This window comes from Phytopseudomonas daroniae, assembly GCF_004327285.1.
GTDB classification, from domain to species: Bacteria; Pseudomonadota; Gammaproteobacteria; order Pseudomonadales; family Pseudomonadaceae; genus Aquipseudomonas; species Aquipseudomonas daroniae.
Map to the genome: position 1 here is coordinate 49155 of NZ_QJUI01000016.1, position 16375 is coordinate 65529.

A 16375-nucleotide genomic window follows, 5' to 3' on the forward strand; every position below is an offset into this window, starting at 1 on the left:
GTGGGCTAAAGCCCACCCTACAGCCGTAGGATGGGTGAAACCCATCAATTGCCGATGGGTTGCACCCATCCTACGACCTGCGATTGTCCGCTTCCGCCACTTAACTGCCCTACAGCTTGGCCTTCACCGCCGCAACCGCGTCGCCGCCATCGCGGGTAGTGACACCCTGCAGCCAGCCGTCGATCACCTCGGGATTGGCCTTGAGCCAATCCTTCACGGCCTGGTCGTTGCTCGCCTGCTTGCTCAGTACCTTGTCCATGATGGCGTTCTCCATGTCCTGGGTGAACGTCAGGTTGCTCAGCAGTTTGCCAACGTTCGGGCATTGCGCCGCATAGTCCTTGCGGGCCAGGGTGTTGACGCTGCCGCTCTCGCCAAAGTACTTCTCGCCACCCTTGAGGTACTTCATGTCGTACTGCACGTTCATCGGGTGCGGTGTCCAGCCGAGGAAGGCGACGAACTCGTCGCGCCGCACCGCACGGCCGACCTGTACCAGCATGGCCTGCTCACTGGATTCGATCAGCGTCCAATCCTTCAGGCCGAATTCGTTGGCGGCGATGATTTCCTTGATCGACTCGTTGGCCGGCGCGCCGGAAGCGATGCCGTAGATCTTGCGGCCGAACTTGTCGGCGTGTTTTTCCAGGTCGGCGAAGGTCTTCACCCCGGCGTCATAGGCATAGGTCGGCACAGCCAGGGTGTACTCGGTGCCGCTGAGGTTTTCGGCGACCTTGTCCACCTTGCCGTTGGCGACGAACTTGTCGTAGTTGGCCTGCTGCGCGGGCATCCAGTTGCCGAGGAACACATCGACCTGGCCCTTTTGCAGGCCGGCGAAAATGATCGGCACGCCGAGGGTCTGGGTCTGCACCTTGTAGCCCAGGCCTTCGAGTACCAGGCTGGCGATGCCGTTGGTCACGGCAATGTCGCTCCAGCCTGGATCACCGAGTTTCACCGTGGCGCAACTGGCGTCTTCGGCGTGGGCCTGGGAGGCGAGGGTGGCGGCCATGAGCAGGCTGCCGGTGACGGCCGTCTTGAATGTCTTCATGCCTATTTCCTTATGTCGATTTTTAGTTTGGCAGGCTATGCGACGCAGGCGAGCGTGCCGGGTTCCCGCGGTTTTCCGCTGGGTCACCCGGCACGCTGCGTCACGGTTGGGGGAAGCGGGCGCGGCGCTCCAGATCGTCGAGGTCGATGTGGTTGCGCATGTATTGCTCGCTGGCGTCGACCATCGGCTGGTGATCCCAGCTCTTCAGCGCACCTTTGCCGAGGGCTTCGGCGACCAGGCGGCGGCGACGCTGGCTGGCCAGGGTGGCGCGGTGGATCGCGGCAATGTCCCAACGGCCGCGTGCCTGGGCGAGGAAGGACGCGACCTGCTCGCGATGATCCGGCGACTCGGCCAGGTTCTCGCGTTCCTGCGGGTCGCTCGCCACGTTGAACAGCAGCAGCGGATCCTCTTCGGAGTAGATGAATTTCCACTCGCCGCGGCGAATCATCATCAGCGGGCTGGTGGTGCCTTCGGCCATGTACTCGCCGAGCACTTCGTCGTGTCCGCCGCTGCCCTGCAGGTGCGGCAACAGCGAGCGGCCGTCGAGTGCCAGGCCGGTTTCCACCTGGCCGCCGGCCAGCTCCACCAGGGTCGGCAAGAGGTCGACGGTGGACACCGACTGGCTGACCCGGTGCGCCGCGAAACGCGCCGGTGCGTGGATCAGCAGCGGTACCCGGGCGGCCATCTCGAACCAGTGCATCTTGTACCAGAGGCCGCGTTCGCCAAGCATGTCGCCGTGATCGCCGGAGAACACGATGATGGTGTCGTCGGCCAGCTTGCAGTCCTTGAGGGTCTTGAGCAGCTTGCCGATGTTGTCGTCGATGTAGCTGCAGGCGCCGAAGTAGGCGCGGCGCGCGTCGCGGATCTTGTGCTCGGGCAGCGGCTTGTCCCACAGGTCGATGACCTTGAGCAGGCGCTGGGAGTGGGGATCCTGCTCGGCCTGGTCGATCACCTGGCGGGGCAGGGGGATATCGTCATCGCTGTAGCGATCCCAGTATTCCTCGGGAATGGTGTACGGGTCGTGCGGATGGGTCATCGACACGGTCAGGCAGAACGGCTGATCCGGCGTCACGCGCACGTGGTCGTAGAGGTACTGCTGGGCCTTGAACACCACCTCTTCGTCGAAGTCGAGCTGGTTGGTGCGCACGCAAGGGCCGGCCTGCAGCACCGAGGACATGTTGTGGTACCAACTGGCGCGCACCTCGGGCTCGTCCCAGTTCACGGCCCAGCCGTAGTCGGCGGGATAGATGTCGCTGGTCAGACGTTCCTCGTAGCCGTGCAACTGATCCGGGCCGCAGAAATGCATTTTGCCGGACAGCGCCGTGCGGTAACCGAGACGGCGCAGGTAGTGAGCGTAGGTCGGCACGTCGGCGGGGAAGTCGGCGGCATTGTCGTAGGCGCCGATCTGGCTGGGCAACTGGCCGCTGACCAGGGTGAAGCGCGAGGGCGCGCACAGCGGGCTGTTGCAGTAGGCGGAATCGAACAACACGCCCTCGGCGGCCAGGCGCTGCAGGTTCGGCACCTTGATCGGCGAGGCCGGATCGTGCAGTGGCAAAAGCGGCGCGGCCATCTGGTCGGCCATGATGAAAAGGATGTTCGGGCGTTTCATGGCGGTTGTGTGTTCCATATGGTTGTTTTATGCGAGAGTGCTATTTTGATCATCCAGCCTCGCCAGGCCTGGGTAAACCCGGATGAGGTACATGACTAGGATAAGCACAGCTTATGCTTAAGGCGCTCGAAGGAATCTCCCTGGACGTGTTGCGGGTGTTCGAGTCTGCAGCGCGCCACTTGAGCTTTACCGCCGCAGCGGCTGAGCTCGGTAGCAGCCAGCCGGCCATCAGTCAGCAGATCAAGCGCCTGGAAGAACGGTTGGCGACCCGCCTGTTCGACCGCGTTTACCGTGGAATCGTGCTGACCGAAGCCGGCGAAACGCTGCTGGGCCCGGTTCAGGAGGGCCTGGCAGTCCTGGATGCCGGCCTGGAGGCGGTGGTCGGGCGGCAGCAGCACGAGGTGCTGCAGGTCGCCACCGATTTCGCCTTCGCCGCCTATTGGCTGATGCCACGGCTGCAGCGTTTCCATCAGTTGTATCCGGAGGTCGATGTCAGCCTGGTCACCAGCGAGCGTGATATGGCCAGCCTGCCGGCGGAGATCGATGTCGCCATCTCCTTTGGCGACGGGCGCCTGAAGAATGGCCAGGTGCACCTGCTGTTCGAGGAGGAAGCGTTTCCAGTGTGCAGCCCGCATTTGCTCAACGGCCAGAGCGCCTCCGCCAATGAACTACTGGCGCGCCTGCCGTTGTTGCACTTGCGCCCGGAAAACCGCTCGCGCTGGTTCGACTGGAATGGTCTGTTTCGCGCCCTGGGCATCGCCGAAACGCCCATCCCCGGCAGCCTGCGCTTCGACAACTACACTTTGCTTATCCAGGCCGCCATCGCTGGCCAGGGCGTGGCCATCGGCTGGCGCCATCTGGTCGACGAGCTGCTGGCCCAGGGTCTGCTCCGCCGTATCGACGGCCGCACCGCAACCTCCGAATTCGGCTATTACGTGGTGCTGCCCGAACGCAAACGGCGGGTACGGCTGGTGCAGAACTTCGTCGACTGGTTGCGTGACGAACTGTTGCGCGAGACGCTGCCGCCTCTGCAGGGTGCGATCAATCCACGGGGAATCGCCATATGACCGATATCCGCATCCGCGGCTACCACGCCCATGTGTATTTCGATGCCAGCAGCCTGGAGCAGGCGCGCAGGCTGTGCGAATCCGCTGCGGCACGCTTTGCAGTGAAGATGGGGCGCATGCACCAGAAGCCCGTGGGCCCGCACCCGGACTGGAGCTGCCAACTGGCGTTTGGCGTCGAGCTGTTCGGCGAGTTGATCCCCTGGTTGATGCTCAATCGCGGCGAGCTGGTGGTCTTTATCCACCCGATCACCGGCAATGACCTGATCGACCACCGCGACCGCGCCCTGTGGATGGGCGCGGTACGGCCGCTGGATCTATCGGGTCTGTCGGAAGGTGGGCCGCTGACCTTTGAGCTTTGAGCACCTCTGACGCAGGGGTTCTGGCACGGTATGATCCGCGCCTGATTTTTCGAGAGCCCGTGCCATGCCCTACCTGCTCGCTGTTACCGTCCTCTGGGCGTTTTCCTTCAGCCTGATCGGCGAATACCTGGCGGGCCGGGTCGACAGCGATTTTGCCGTGCTGGCGCGGGTGGCTGTGGCGGCACTGGTGTTCCTGCCGTTCACCCTCTGGCGTGGGCTACCGCGGCGTTTACTGGCTGGCTTCTGGTTGGCTGGGGCGCTGCAGTTCGGGGTCACCTACCTGTGTCTGTACCGCAGTTTCCAGGTGTTGACGGTGCCGGAGGTGCTGCTGTTCACCGTGCTCACGCCGATCTACGTAACCCTGCTCGATGACGCCCTGGCGCGCCGCTTCAGCCCCTGGTCGCTGGTCGCCGCACTGGTCGCGGTGGGCGGCGGCGTGGTGATCCGCTTCGAGCGTCTGGAAGGTGAATACCTGATCGGCTTCCTGCTGCTGCAACTGGCCAATCTCACTTTCGCGGCCGGCCAGGTGCTATGCCGCCAGTTGCTGCTGCGCTACCCGACCGAGCAGCCGCTGCATCGCTTTTTCGGCCACTTCTTCCTGGGTGCCATGCTGCTGGTGTTGCCGTCGTTCCTGCTCTTCGGCAACCCGGACAAGCTGCCGCAAACCGCGCTGCAATGGGGCATCCTCTTGTGGATGGGTCTGTTCGCCACGGCGCTGGGGCTGTTCTGGTGGGTCAAGGGCAGCGTCAAGGTGGATGCCGGCACCCTGGCGGTGCTCAACGAGCTACACGTGCCTGCCGGCTTGCTGGTGAACCTGCTGATCTGGAATCGCGACGCCGATATTCCCCGGCTGGCGCTGGGTGGCGCGATCATTCTCGCCTCGCTGTGGCTGAATCGCCTGGGGCGTCGGCGATCTATCGCCGGTTGATCCATTTATCGGAGAATGGGAACCCGCCTTGACGGGTGCTAACATCGCACCTTCAATTGCATACGCAATCAGCTGTTTTCCAAACCCTATTTATTTTGAGTAGGGCCACGGATGACGTTCTTCCACCGGCATGGAGCGCCTTTTCAGCCATCTCTTGCTTAGTGAATGCCATCGTGAATATTCGTCGCCCCTTCGCCAGCGTCGCTCTGGCCTGCCTGTTCATCGTCTCGCCTCTGGCCGCCAAAGCTGCCGCCCCCGCCAAGCAGGAACTCGCCTCCGGTAGTGCTCTGCTGGTCGACCTGAGCACCAACAAGGTGCTGTATTCCAGTAATTCCGACATGGTGGTGCCGATCGCTTCGGTGACCAAGCTGATGACCGCGATGGTCACCCTCGACGCCAAGCTGCCGCTGACCGAGCAACTGCCGGTGATCATCCAGGACGTGCACGACATGCGTGGCGTGTATTCGCGCGTGCGACTGGGCAGCGAGATCAGCCGCCGCGAGATGCTGCTGCTGACCCTGATGTCGTCCGAGAACCGCGCTGCCTCCAGCCTTGCCCATCATTATCCGGGTGGCGTCACTGCTTTCGTCGCGGCGATGAACGCCAAGGCTCGCGCCCTCGGTATGACCCAGACCCGCTATGTCGAACCTACCGGTCTATCCGAGCACAACGTCTCCAGCGCCAACGACCTGGTGAAGCTGCTCAAGGCGACGAGCAAATATCCGCTGATCGGTGAGCTCAGCGCGACGCCGGAAAAGACCGTGGCTTTCCACAAACCCAACTACACCCTGGGTTTCCGCAATACCAACGGCCTGACCCGCAAGGCCGACTGGGATGTGCAGCTGACCAAGACCGGCTTCACCAACCGCGCCGGGCACTGCCTGGTGATGCGCACCACCATGGCCGGCAAGCCCGTGGCCTTCGTGGTGCTCGACGCCTTCGGCAAGTACACCCACATGGCCGACGCCAGCCGCCTGCGCAAGTGGGTGGAAACCGGCAAGGTCACACCGGTCGCGCCCGCCGCTCTCGCCTACAAACAGCAGCGTGCTTCGCAACGCCAGCTGCAGGCCGCCCAGTAGGGGTAAGATTCGAGCACCTGACGGCAGCGCATCGTTGCGCTGCCCGGTGCGCCGCGTCAAATGCAGGCGTTGGTCGGTCGCAGGATCGGGGCGACCCTGCTGGCGAGGTGGCGGACGAGGGCGCCCGCCGCGCCATGGCTCAGTTCAGCACGCCGCTGAGAATGGTGTAGACGATGCCGGTGGTAAGCGCCACCAGCACCATGTCGCTGCCCACGCGCCGCCACTCGTAGCCTTCGTAATGGGGCAGGCCCTGCAGCGCGCGGCTGTCCAGGCGCTTGCCGTAGCCTTTGGGCAGGGGCTGGCCTTTGACGATGCGCACATCGGGCGGCAGCGCCGGCCCACGGCCGATCTGCTCGCGCCGCTCGTGGAACGCCTGGTGCACCGAACTGAAATCCTGCGGCGGCTGGCCACGATTCTGCTGCGCCTGTTGCTTGCCAGGCGTTGACTGGCCGCCGCCTGCCTGACGCTGACCGTTGCCGGCACCACCGGGCGCCTGGATCTGGTTGCCGCCGACGTGCTGCTGCGAATTGCCGCCGGGCTGATCCTGCCTGGCACCCTGCGGCGCCGCCTGCAGCATCCCGGCAGTGAGTGTCGCAAGCAGGCCGAGGGTGATGATCGAGGAGGTTCTGACTGGCATGGTGTGATCCTTGCGGTGCGGATGAAGAGGCCCCGGCCGGTTGGTTCAGGCGGCCGGGTACGCAAGCTTAGGCTGCAACGGCGGGCGAATGCTCCTTTGTAAAGAAACATTTACCTTGGGCGCTGCGGCTTCTCAGCTGGCCATCATCCTGCGCGCGGTACGGCAAGCGGCCAGATCCCAGGCGGCACAGCCTACCGTCTTGAGCAGGATCGGCCGATCCGTTCGTGGCCATGATGGCAACGCGGCGACCAGGGGGCGCACCTCATCCCAGTCGACGCCGGCCTGGATCAAATCTCCCGCTTCATGCCTGGCACCAGCCAGATCGTCGGCGAACAGCTGGCTCTGGCCGATGGTTTTCCCGCCGATCTCGACCAGATCGGGCGTGAAGGCACCGACAGCCACCACCAGGCGCCCGGCCAGCGCCGCCTCGTCATAGACTGGCGTGCGGCTGGTGGTTACGGTTATGACCACGTCGACCGCTTCGGGAATCGCCTGCGCCGGACAAACCGCAAGGTTGGCCTGGGCCCCGCCGTACCGGGCGCAGAATGCCTGCGCCTTGGCTTCGCTCCTGGAGCGGATCCAGATGCTTGCCAAGGGATACAGCGCCTGTAACGCCTGCACGTGATGCACGGCCTGGGTGCCGGTGCCGATGATGAGAATCGACTTCGGCGCCGTCGGCAGCAAGGTCTCGATACCCAGCAGCGAAACCGCGGCGGTGCGCCGGCCCGTCACGACCGGCCCGTCCAGGGTGAACAGGGGGTGCCCGGTCGCGCTGTCGAAGGCAGCGACCTGGCCATGGATGGTGGGCAAGCCCCGCGCCGTGTTGCCAGGTTGCACGTTGACCAGCTTGTGGATGGCGATATCGGCAGCGACTGCCGGCATGCTGAGCATGACGCCGTCTGTGCCGAGGGGGACGACCATGCGCTCGGGGCTGGTGATCAGGCCGTCGGCATACTCGCTCGCGGCCGTTCGCAGGGCGGCGACCAGCGCGTCGAATGGCAGGAGTTCAGCGGTTTGCTGCGCGGTATAGATGTGCATATCCGTAAAGCCTGATGTCGGTGAAAGGATGCGTGAGTTCATGCCCCGTACAGCTCGTCTGTACGGGGCGCGGCCGTCAGGAGCCCGGCATCACGGGGGGAACGTAGGTCAGGGTGCCGGCGAAGACCCAGAGCAGGAACAGCACCAGCGGGGCGTGCACCAGCAGCTGGGTGAAGGTGAAGCCGACGATGTCGCGCGCCTTGAGGCCGAGTACGCCCAGCAGTGGCAGCATCCAGAACGGGTTGATCAGGTTCGGCAGCGCTTCGGCGGCGTTGTAGACCTGCACAGCCCAGCCCAGATGAACCTGCAGATCGTTCGCCGCCTGCATCACGTACGGCGCCTCGATCAGCCATTTGCCGCCCCCGGAGGGGATGAAGAAGCCCAGCACCGCGGAATAGATGCCCATGACCACCGAGAAGCTCTCCTGCGTGGCCACTGCGACGAAACCGGATGCCAGCAGGTGCGAAAGCGTTTCGCCCTGGTCGTTGGCCACCTTGGTCATCATGAAGGCGATGCCGCCATAGAGCGGGAACTGGATCAGCACGCCGCCCACCGAAGGCACGGCCTTGTAGAACGCCTTGATGAAACGGATCGGCCGCCAGCACAAGAGCATGCCGAGGGTGAGGAACAGAAAGTTGTAAGTATTGAGGCTGGAGATGGCCAGCAAGGGATCCTTGCCGGTGAACTCGCCGAACAGCCACACGCCGCTGATGGCCACGATGGCCAGGGTTATCAGTGGCGAATGCTCCAGCCATTCTCCCGGTCGGTTCGGTTTTTCCACCTGGATATCCGAGTCGTGCAGATCCACGCCGAGATCCTCAGCGGTCTTGATGCGCTCACCGGTGGGCGCCGAGTAATAGCAGACCAGGATCGAGATCAGCAGCAAGGCCAGGGTCATGACGATCGACTGCCAGAGAAAGATGGTTTCCGTGAACGGCAGCACGCCGGTGATTTCCAGCAGGCCGCTGGGCAGGCTCGCCGGGTTGGCCATCAGTTGTGCCGGTGCCGAGCTGATGCCCAGCGCCCAGATGGCCCCCATGCCGATGTAGGCCGCGGCGCCCATGGCCCGGTAGTCCACGCGCAGATCCGTGCGACGGGCCACGGCGCGGGCCAGCAGGCCGCTGAAGATCAGGCTGATGGCCCAGTTGAAGAGTGTCGATACCAGGCTCACCGTGGCGATCATGACCACCGCGCCCCGCGCGGTTTTCGGCATCCGCCCCAGGGCGTCGATCAACTTGGACGCTGGCGGCGAGACGGCGACGATATAGCCGGAAATGGCCACCACGGCCATCTGCATGGTGAAGGGAATCAGGCTCCAGAAGCCATCACCGAAACCCTGCGCCACTTGCGCGGCCGGAGCCCCCATGGCCCAGGCCCCGAGAGCCACGACGATCACTGCCAATGCCGCGAATACATAGGCATCGGGAAACCATTTCTCCGACCAGTTGCTGACGCTGACGGCAATCTTTTCCAGGCGCCCGGAATCATCCGCCGCTGGTGCGCTTGTTGTGATATCCACGCTCATGACCTACCCCTCAGTTTTTAGGCGATGCCCATGCGCCATGCAGGGCACGCTTCATTGGTTCTGCAAGCGGTGCGCACCAGGGCGTGCCGGCTACATGAACCTTCTTGTCGATAACGCCGGTGTCAGGTGCTCGGTGACCTCGTGCGAGGCCCCGACCCTCTAGGCATCCAGCGTCAGAGTTGTGGCAGGTATCGCCTGACAGCTCAGGCAGACGCGAGCATCTTCCGGATCCTTGCCGTGCAGGTGGACGACTTCGCCCTCCAGCACGCGAACCACGCAGCTCTCGCATTGGCCGACCCTGCATCCGCTCGGCAACTGGATTCCCAGCCGTTCGGCAAATGTCAGTAATGGTCCGGCCTCGTTATTCCATTCATGGGTTTGCCCACTTCGGGCGAACGTCACGGCAAAACGGCTGTTGCCGCTCGGCAGCACGGCCGGCGAGCGGAACACTTCATTGAATATGTCGAATCTCGGCACACCGGCGGCTTCCAGCTCGCCGATGATGGTGTCCATCATGATCTGCGGGCCGCACAGGTAATGCAGGGCGCGCCTGGCGAAGAACGCATCCGGCACCATGCAGCGGGTGACGTTGCCGAGCACCTGATAGTCGATTCCCGTGCGCTCTGCAGCGAGCGGCGAGCTGTACGCGTCGACCACGCGCAAGCCCGGCAGGCGTTGGGCAAGAGCCTGCAGACGATGCCTGAAAGCATGCCCCGGGCCATTGCGATTGCCGTACAGCAGCAGGATATCGCCACCGAAGCCCAGCTCGGCGGCGCTTTCCAGGGCGCTGATGAAAGGCGTGATACCGATCCCGCCGGCATAGAACACCAGCGGCCGATCCGACTTGGCGGGGATCAGGAAGGTACCGCTGGGTGCCTGCACCTCCACACGATCACCAACGGCCAGTGCCAGATTGATGTGCGACGACACCTTGCCTGACCAGGGCAGGCCATCGGCATGCTGCCCCCGGGCATGGCGTACGGCTATGCGATACAGGCGCCTTTGCGGGTCGACCGCCGGGCCGGTCAGCGAATAGGCGCGGGTTTGCTCGCCGTGGGCTGTGGTGTGAATGCGCAGGGTGATGTGCTGCCCAGGGCGGTAATCCGGTAGCAGGCCGCCGTCGACCGGGCGCAGCAGGACGCTGGTCACGCCCTCGGCCTCGGCGTGCCGCTCGGCGACGACGAAGTCGCGCATGCCGTTCCAGCGTGCCGGCAGCACTTGCGGCGGGGCTTCCCGACGCAGGTTGCACAGCAGGTCGCGCAGCGGCACCGAACCGCTCAGCGGGTCGGCATGCTCGGCCGTGGCCAGGCCGTTGTAATGCGTGTTGCCATCGCCGAGCAGCGGCGTTTCATCGAGCCCCAGCGCCTGGTTGCGCTGCCACCAGCCGAACTCGCCGATCACCACGCGTGGATGCAGGCGGTCGTCGATTCGCGCCTGGAAGCGTGCGCTGCCGCTGGCGGTGGCGACCCGTACCCAGTCATCCTCGGCAATGCCTTTTTCCCGGGCCAGCGCCGTGGCAATCGTCAAGGTCGGCGCGAGGGCCTTGCGGCGCAGGCTGGTCAGGTTGCGATGCTGGCTGTGGCAGAAGTAGCCGTTTTTCGCCGAACTGAGCAGCAAGGGGAAGCGTGGATCTTCAGCCGCTGGCGGCGTCGCCAGCGGCAGCGGTGGGTAGCCATGTTCCAGCAAACGCTCGGAGTAGAGTTCCACCCTCCCGGTTGGCGTGGCGAAGCCGTCCCGGCGGTATTTGAACGACTCGTGCCGCAGCGGCACGCGCAGACCCTCGGGGTTCTCGCGCAGCTGGCCGACGCTGAGCCCCAGCGGCTCGAGCATCGCATTCCAGCCTTGCTCCAGCGTGCCGCCAAAGAAGTCGGCGGCCATGCCCAGACGGTTGGCCAGGGCGAAGACGATATCGTTGTCGGATCGGGCTTCACCCCGCGAGGGCACCATCTGCTGGCGCAACTGCACATGTTCCTGCGCCTCTTCGGAGATTTCGAAACCGATACGCAGACCCTCTCGCTCCCAGGGTGTGTTCACCGGCAGCAGAATGTCTGCGTAGCGGGCAGTGGGATTGATGAACAGATCGCAGTGGGCATAGAACTCCAGTGCCTGCAGCGCCTGGGTGCCCAAGGCCGCGTCGGCCTGGGAGCTCAGCGGGTTGCTGCCGAAGGCCAGCAGCCCTTCGATCCGATAGGGTATGCCCTCGAGGATCGCCCGATACAGGTCGCGCGCCATGATCCAGCCCTGCGCCGGCGGGCCCAGCGGTCGCTGGGCAAGTCCCAGTGCCTTGGCCTGCTGCACCGGGTCGATCAGATCCAGGCCATTGACCACGCGCGCTGCGGCCTTGCCCAACTGGCGATTGCCGCCAGGGGCGTCGAAGCTGCCGGTCAGCGCGTACAGGCAGGCGATGGCCCGTTCCGTCTGGCTGGCGTTACGCTGCTGCCCGACACCTGACCAGGCATGGTAGGCCACGCTACTGGCCTCTGCGATCAGGTCGGCGGCACGCCGCAAGTCGTCTTCGTCGATCCAGGTCAGCTCGGCGGTCAGGCCTGGCGTGAACGCTGCGCAGGCTTCGCGGTACAGGTCGAACGCCGGCCGGCAGGCGACTGCGCCGACCTCGGTCATGACGGTGAAGTGGCCTCGCAGGGCGACGCGAACGCCGGGTGCATCCTCCGTCACCTGAGGCATTGCCCTGGGGCGGCCAGCCGCTTCATCCCAGGCGACCAACGCGTCGTCCGCCGAAGCATCCAGGTCGCAGGCGCGCAGGAAGCGGCCATTGTCTTCACGTACCAGCAAGGCGGCGTTCGACCAGCGCTCGATGAAGCCCAGATCGAAGCGCCCGGATTCGATCAACAGATTCGCCAGGCCCATGGCCAGCGCTGCATCGGCGCCCGGCTTGACCCGCAGCCAGACATCCGCTTCACGGGCCAGGGCCGTTTCACGAGGATCGATCACCAGCAGCCTGGCGCCATTGCCTCGGCCGTCGGCAATCGCCTGAGCCTGGGCGAGCCAGGTATTGGTCGGGTTGTGGCCCCACAGCAGGATCAGGCCGGCGTGTCGATAGTCCGGCGTGGGAATGCCGCAGCCGAAGGTGAAGGCGTGGGCCACATCCTTGTGCCAGTTGCAGATCTCGGTGGCATAGCTGGTGTTGGGGCTGCCATAGCGGCGGATCAGCCGCTCGATCCAGTCGATACTGTCGCTCAGCGGCGTGCCGCTGGGCGTGGTCACGCTGAAGGCGAAGGCCTCGGCACCGCGTCGTGCTTTGATGGTGGCCATGCGCTCGGCGATCTCGTCCAGCGCCTCGTCCCAGGAAATACGTACCCAACCGGGATCGGCATCGCCTTTGGGGCGCGTCCTGCGCATGGGGTGCAGCAAGCGTTCGGCGCTGTCCACCAGCTCGGGCGCCGCCTTGCCCTTGAGGCACATGGACGCCCCGGTGGGGTGCTCGGGATTGGGCTGCACGGCGATCAGCCGATCGTTCTCGACCAGGTTGAGTGTGCCGCAGCGGGAGCGGCAGAGCGTGCAGTAACCCGGTTTGAGCGCCAAGGAAGAAACCCATGCAGTACCAAAGGACATGGAGCTGGAATCTAAGGCACTTGAATGCGATATTCCCAATTCAAATTTTGGAAATAGCATTATCGGGAAAATCGATGCAGCCTACGTTCCGGCAGTTACAGCATTTCGTGGCGCTGGCCGAAACCGGCCAGGTGTCCCGCGCCGCACTGCGCTGTCATGTATCGCAATCGGCCATGACTGCCTCACTGCAGGGGCTGGAAAAGGGGTTGGGCATACCCCTGTTCACCCGCCAGGCGGGTGGGGTGCGCCTGACCACGGAGGGCTTGCGCTTCCTGCGTAATGCGCAGCGCGTCATCCATACGCTCGAAGAGGCCGTGGACGACGTACGCACCGTGCCGCTCGAGGTACAGGGGCGGGTGCTGATCGGCCTGACCGAGACCGTCAGCGCCTACCTGATGCCGCGATTGCTGCCCGCCCTGAGGCGCAAATTCCCGCGCCTGCAAGTGATCTGCGTCGAGCAGGAACGTCAGCAGATAGAAGAAGCGCTGCTGGCGGGGCGCCTGGATTTCGCCCTGGTGCTCGCCAGCAACCTGTCCGGCCACCCCGACCTGCACAGTGAGATCCTGCTGCGTTCCACCCGCCAGTTCTGGGCCAGCCCGGAGCATCCGCTGATCCAGCAGGAGCGCGTATCCCTCGCCGAGGTCGCCACGCAGCAATACCTGCTGCTGGACATGGATGAACACCTGACCACGGTGGAGCGCTACTGGAGCAGCTACGGGCTGAAACCGCAGGTCTGCCTGCAGAGCCGCTCGATCGAGGCGGTACGCAGCCTGGTCGCCGCGGGGCAGGGCATCACCATTCTTTCCGACCTGGTTTACCGCCCCTGGTCACTGGAGGGGCAGCGCATCGCCCGGCGCCCGCTCAGCGATGAAGTGCCCTCCATGGATGTGGGCCTGGTGTGGAGCGCCAGGCATGCTGCGCAGGATACCTGGCAGGCACTGACCGCCTTCCTGCGTGACGCCATTCACTAGGTGTTTCAGCGCCAGCCCGGGCGCCCCTCAGATCCAGCCCAGCCAGCGCCACCAGGTCGCCGCGAACACCAGCATCAGCAGGTAGCCGCCCAGGGTCAGCCAGATGCCGGTGCGCAGAAACTGCTTGGAGGTGAAGGTTTCGGTGGCGATGCACACCATGTTCTGTGGCGCGTTGATAGGCAGCAGGAAGCCGAAGCTCATGACGAAGCCCAGCAGCATGCTGATGCCCAGGGGATTGATGTCGCCGCCGAGCTGCATCAGCAGGGCGATGATGATCGGCAGCATGGCCGAGGTCAGCGCCGTGGCGCTGGCGAAGCCGAGGTGGATGAGGATCAGGAACAGGCCGAGCACGGCGAATACCCAGAACGGCGACATGCCCTCCATGCCCAGGTGGGTGACCATCAGCCTGGCCAGCCAGGTGCCGGCCCCGGTGGCCAGCACCGCGGTGCCGAGGCTGATGCCGACGCCGAAGACGATCACCGTGCCCCAGGGGATGCGCGCCTGGGCTTCCTTCCAGCCCATCACGCCGATGCCCGGCAGCATCAGCAGCGCCAGGCCGACCATGGTGGTGGAGGCGGTGTCGAAACTGTGCAGCTTGCCTTCGCTGGCCCAGAACGCCAGCAGGGTCAGGCTGATGGCCATCAGGCGGCGTTCGCTGCCGCTCATCGGGCCCAGTTCGGCCAGCGCCTTGCGCACCGTCTCCTTGCCGCCTTCGATGCGATCCGTTTCCGGCGGCATGACCTTGAGGATCACCCAGTAGAGGATCGCCGACATCAGCAGGCTCCAGGGCGCGCCGGCGATCAGCCAGTCCGTCCAGCTCACCGATTCGCCGAGCAGGCGCTGCATGAAGCCCACCGTCAGCAGGTTCTGCGCCGCCGAGGTCTGGATGCCGACGTTCCAGATGCTGGTGGCCTGGGCGACCAGGATCATGATGCCGCCGGCAAAGGCCGAACGCTTGTCCACGCCGAAGGCGGCGATCACCCCCATCATGATCGGCACCATGCAGGCCACCCGCGCCGTGGCGCTGGGCACGATGAAACTGAGCAGGATGGTCACCGCGATGGCGCCGAGCAGCACCCGGTGGGTGCTGGCGCCGACCCGGGACAGGGTCAGCAGGGCGATGCGTTTGTCCAGCCCGGTGTGGGTCATGGCCGCGGCGATGAACAGCGCCGAGGCCACCAGCGCCAGGGCCGAATTGGCGAAGCCGGCCAGACCCATGGCCAGGGCGTCCTTGGTGCCGATCAGCTGGTCGGGATCGGCCAGGGTCGGCGCACTGCCGAGCAGGAAGGCCATCAGCGCCATGATCATGATCGCACTGACCTCGTAGCTCACCGATTCGCTGATCCATACGATCACCGCGAAGACCAGGATCGCCAGCATGCGCTGCCCGGCGATCGGCAGGCCGTCCTGGGTGGGCAGGAGGATGACCGCCACGCAGGCGAGCAGTGCCAGCAGCAGGCCCCAGGGCACACGGATGGCGGAGGTGGAGCGGGTCAGGGTGGGCATGACGGCTTCCTGCACAAGGAACGGTGGGGAAACCCTAACGCGTCATGCCGTCGCACATGTTGAGGCAGATCAGCCTATGACCGGTCACACGCTCGTCAGCGTGCCTGCCACAGCGGGTCGGCAGCCAGCCGCTCGGCAAGAAAATCCAGCAGCGTACGCAGGGCCGGCAGCATCTGTCGGCGTGATGCATAGATGGCATGAATGCCCAGTGCCTGGGGTTGCCAGTCCGGCAGCAGGCGTACCAGACGGCCGCTTTCGATCAGCGGCGCGGCGGCATATAGCGGCTGCATGCAGACACCGCCGCCAACCATTGCGGCCTCGAGAAGCACTGCGGTGTCGTTGCTGCTGAGGTTGCCGGCGACCGCCACATCGAGTGTTTCCCCGGCCGCCTGGAACTGCCAGAAGCTGCGCCCGAAGTAGCTGTAGGTCAGGCAGTTGTGCGTATTCAGTTCGTCCGGATGCTGCGGCGTGCCGGCTCGATCCAGGTAGCCTGGCGCCGCGCAGACCACCGAATGGCAGGTTCCCAGATGGCGGGCGACCTGGTTGGGCTCCAGCTGATTGGTGATGCGCAGGGCCAGGTCGATACGCTCTTCGACGAGATTTACCGCCTGGCTGCTGACCAGCACATCCACCGAGGTATTGGGATAGCGCGCCAGGTACTCGACCAGTATCGGACTGAGCCAGGTCTGCGCGAAGGACTGGCTGGTGGTGATGCGCAGGTTGCCGCTTGGCCCGTCGTTGGCCTTGAGTCCCGTACTGCGCATGAGGTCGGCCGTGAGCAGCATTTCCCGGCAATGCGGCAGCAGCTCGCTGCCTACCTGGGTCAGGCTCAGCTTGCGCGTGGTGCGGTGCAGCAGGCGTGCACCGACCCATTCCTCCAGCGCGGCGAGGTAGCGCGAGACCATGGCTCGGGAGATATCCAGGTGTTCGGCGGCAGCGGTCTGGCTGCCGCTATCCACCACTTCGACGAACACGCGGGCTGCGGTGATTCTGTCCATGATTCGCTCGATTCATGCAACTGAGTAGGTCTGATTATGCGGCTTT

The 16375-nt window shown here is 64.8% G+C and carries 13 protein-coding genes; 5 read left to right on the top strand and 8 right to left on the bottom strand.

Annotated elements, in window-relative coordinates; all coding sequences use genetic code 11:
* Positions 1-109: 109 nt before the first annotated feature.
* The gene (gene choX / locus DNK06_RS18135) at positions 110-1039 is read right to left on the bottom strand and encodes a choline ABC transporter substrate-binding protein (RefSeq protein WP_423228068.1); all 930 of its coding nucleotides are present in this window, start codon (positions 1037-1039) and stop codon (positions 110-112) included.
* 100 nt (positions 1040-1139) lie between these two features.
* Positions 1140-2648, bottom strand: coding sequence for a choline-sulfatase (betC, locus tag DNK06_RS18140; protein ID WP_131181402.1), 1509 nt, complete (start codon positions 2646-2648; stop codon positions 1140-1142).
* A gap of 113 nt (positions 2649-2761) precedes the next feature.
* Between betC and DNK06_RS18145 the strand changes: the two genes are divergently transcribed.
* The 4 genes from DNK06_RS18145 to pbpG all read left to right on the top strand — a co-directional run bounded on the left by DNK06_RS18145 (position 2762) and on the right by pbpG (position 6081).
* Complete coding sequence (locus DNK06_RS18145) at positions 2762-3715, top strand: choline sulfate utilization transcriptional regulator (protein ID WP_131181403.1); 954 nt, start codon at positions 2762-2764, stop codon at positions 3713-3715.
* Positions 3712-4074, top strand: coding sequence for a DOPA 4,5-dioxygenase family protein (locus DNK06_RS18150; protein WP_131181404.1), 363 nt, complete (start codon positions 3712-3714; stop codon positions 4072-4074). The genes DNK06_RS18145 and DNK06_RS18150 overlap by 4 nt, the downstream gene beginning before the upstream one ends.
* A 64-nt stretch (positions 4075-4138) precedes the next feature.
* Complete coding sequence (locus DNK06_RS18155; RefSeq protein ID WP_131181405.1) at positions 4139-5002, top strand: carboxylate/amino acid/amine transporter; 864 nt, start codon at positions 4139-4141, stop codon at positions 5000-5002.
* A 173-nt stretch (positions 5003-5175) separates the two neighbouring features.
* A complete protein-coding gene (pbpG, locus tag DNK06_RS18160; RefSeq protein WP_131181406.1) occupies positions 5176-6081 on the top strand; it encodes a D-alanyl-D-alanine endopeptidase in 906 nt (301 codons plus the stop codon).
* Positions 6082-6220: 139 nt separating this feature from the next.
* Here pbpG and DNK06_RS18165 read toward each other — a convergent pair whose 3' ends face one another.
* From DNK06_RS18165 to DNK06_RS18180, 4 genes are all read right to left on the bottom strand, one after another.
* Complete coding sequence (locus tag DNK06_RS18165) at positions 6221-6718, bottom strand: anti-virulence regulator CigR family protein (RefSeq protein WP_131181407.1); 498 nt, start codon at positions 6716-6718, stop codon at positions 6221-6223.
* Between the two features lie 132 nt (positions 6719-6850).
* A complete protein-coding gene (gene lhpI / locus DNK06_RS18170) occupies positions 6851-7756 on the bottom strand; it encodes a bifunctional Delta(1)-pyrroline-2-carboxylate/Delta(1)-piperideine-2-carboxylate reductase (protein WP_131181408.1) in 906 nt (301 codons plus the stop codon).
* A gap of 76 nt (positions 7757-7832) precedes the next feature.
* Positions 7833-9281: a short-chain fatty acid transporter gene (locus DNK06_RS18175; RefSeq protein ID WP_131181409.1), complete on the bottom strand. Its 1449-nt coding sequence runs from the start codon at positions 9279-9281 to the stop codon at positions 7833-7835.
* Positions 9282-9440: 159 nt separating this feature from the next.
* Positions 9441-12854: a molybdopterin-dependent oxidoreductase gene (locus tag DNK06_RS18180; protein ID WP_131181410.1), complete on the bottom strand. Its 3414-nt coding sequence runs from the start codon at positions 12852-12854 to the stop codon at positions 9441-9443.
* A gap of 74 nt (positions 12855-12928) precedes the next feature.
* On the opposite strand from DNK06_RS18180, the gene DNK06_RS18185 reads away from it, so the two are divergent.
* Positions 12929-13825 (top strand): LysR family transcriptional regulator, encoded by an 897-nt coding sequence (locus DNK06_RS18185; RefSeq protein ID WP_131181411.1) that lies wholly within the window; start codon positions 12929-12931, stop codon positions 13823-13825.
* Between the two features lie 27 nt (positions 13826-13852).
* On the opposite strand, the gene DNK06_RS18190 is transcribed toward DNK06_RS18185, so the two are convergent.
* A complete protein-coding gene (locus DNK06_RS18190) occupies positions 13853-15331 on the bottom strand; it encodes a DASS family sodium-coupled anion symporter (RefSeq protein ID WP_131181412.1) in 1479 nt (492 codons plus the stop codon).
* A gap of 95 nt (positions 15332-15426) precedes the next feature.
* Positions 15427-16329: a LysR family transcriptional regulator gene (locus tag DNK06_RS18195; protein ID WP_131181413.1), complete on the bottom strand. Its 903-nt coding sequence runs from the start codon at positions 16327-16329 to the stop codon at positions 15427-15429.
* Positions 16330-16375 lie beyond the last annotated feature (46 nt).

Bases quoted from the DNA above. Each gene is read 5' to 3' on its own strand.
- DNK06_RS18185 (WP_131181411.1), top strand. From the start codon at position 12,929: ATGCAGCCTACGTTCCGGCAGTTACAGCATTTCGTGGCGCTGGCCGAA.
- lhpI (WP_131181408.1), bottom strand. From the start codon at position 7,756: ATGCACATCTATACCGCGCAGCAAACCGCTGAACTCCTGCCATTCGAC.
- choX (WP_423228068.1), bottom strand. From the start codon at position 1,039: ATGAAGACATTCAAGACGGCCGTCACCGGCAGCCTGCTCATGGCCGCC.
- DNK06_RS18150 (WP_131181404.1), top strand. From the start codon at position 3,712: ATGACCGATATCCGCATCCGCGGCTACCACGCCCATGTGTATTTCGAT.
- DNK06_RS18180 (WP_131181410.1), bottom strand. From the start codon at position 12,854: ATGTCCTTTGGTACTGCATGGGTTTCTTCCTTGGCGCTCAAACCGGGT.
- DNK06_RS18175 (WP_131181409.1), bottom strand. From the start codon at position 9,281: ATGAGCGTGGATATCACAACAAGCGCACCAGCGGCGGATGATTCCGGG.
- DNK06_RS18195 (WP_131181413.1), bottom strand. From the start codon at position 16,329: ATGGACAGAATCACCGCAGCCCGCGTGTTCGTCGAAGTGGTGGATAGC.
- betC (WP_131181402.1), bottom strand. From the start codon at position 2,648: ATGAAACGCCCGAACATCCTTTTCATCATGGCCGACCAGATGGCCGCG.
- DNK06_RS18145 (WP_131181403.1), top strand. From the start codon at position 2,762: ATGCTTAAGGCGCTCGAAGGAATCTCCCTGGACGTGTTGCGGGTGTTC.
- DNK06_RS18165 (WP_131181407.1), bottom strand. From the start codon at position 6,718: ATGCCAGTCAGAACCTCCTCGATCATCACCCTCGGCCTGCTTGCGACA.
- DNK06_RS18190 (WP_131181412.1), bottom strand. From the start codon at position 15,331: ATGCCCACCCTGACCCGCTCCACCTCCGCCATCCGTGTGCCCTGGGGC.
- DNK06_RS18155 (WP_131181405.1), top strand. From the start codon at position 4,139: ATGCCCTACCTGCTCGCTGTTACCGTCCTCTGGGCGTTTTCCTTCAGC.